Here is a 938-nt window from a genome sequence, read left to right on the forward strand (position 1 = left end):
ATCCACGACAACCAGACCCTCGGGTACGGCCTCCTCGGCGAACTCGGCGCACCACTGGTCACGACGATCCACCACCCCATCACCGTCGACCGCAAGCTCCACCCCCCCCCCGCCCGGGGGGCCCTTTCCTGCCACCGCCACCGGCAAAACCGCGCACCGAGGTCGTCCAGCTCTCCCTGTTCCACATCGAGCCGGAAGCCGCGCAGCCCTTCGCCGAGATCTCTCATGGTCCGCATGCTAGACAGCCGGGCCTGCCGGGGCGCAGGCGGCGGGGCGGGCGGCGACGCATGGGGCGATGCATGCCGCGTCAACACATCGGCGGCGGAGGGCCGTTGCGCCCGCATCCCTCTCGTCCACCAAGAAGCAACGGCGCAAATACCTCACAACTCCCCGAACTGCTCCGCCACCGCGTGAAACAAGTACCTGTCGACTGGTTTTCTTTCGGGAGGCCCGATTACATTGACGACACACCGCAGCGAAAACCGCTCGAAAACAGCGACCTGGGGGACGAGTACGTGGCGAGGGCCAGACAGGAACGGGCCGAGATCACCCGCCAAGCCATTCTCGACGGCGCGGCCACGGCCTTCGACCGCGGCGGATTCGAAGGCACCAGCCTCAGTGACGTCGTGAGGCACGCCGGAGTCACCAAAGGCGCCCTGTACTTCCACTTCCCGTCCAAGGAAGCCCTCGCCCGCACCCTGATGGACGAACAGTTCCAGGTCGCCGCGCACGTCCCCACCATCGAGAACCCGGGCCTGCAGACCGTCATCGACCTCACCCACCAGATGGCGCCTAAAACACTTCCCGAACCCCAGGAAAAAGGAAAAACTCCGGTAGGCCTTTTTCTGTTAAAAAAAAAAAAACACATAAACGACACCAGTCGTGATAGCGGAACACAAACCATCAGGACACGACGGTGGGGAGGTGGAGGGGGTAGG

Annotated in this window: 1 protein-coding gene; it reads left to right on the forward strand. The window is 64.0% G+C overall.

What is annotated here, in order from left to right; genetic code table 11:
- Positions 1-299: 299 nt before the first annotated feature.
- Positions 300-938 (forward strand): TetR/AcrR family transcriptional regulator (locus PV721_RS43590; protein ID WP_319734449.1); only part of this gene is annotated, 639 nt, incomplete at its 3' end.

Source organism: Streptomyces sp. MB09-01, from assembly GCF_033794505.1.
Classification (GTDB): domain Bacteria; phylum Actinomycetota; class Actinomycetes; order Streptomycetales; family Streptomycetaceae; genus Streptomyces.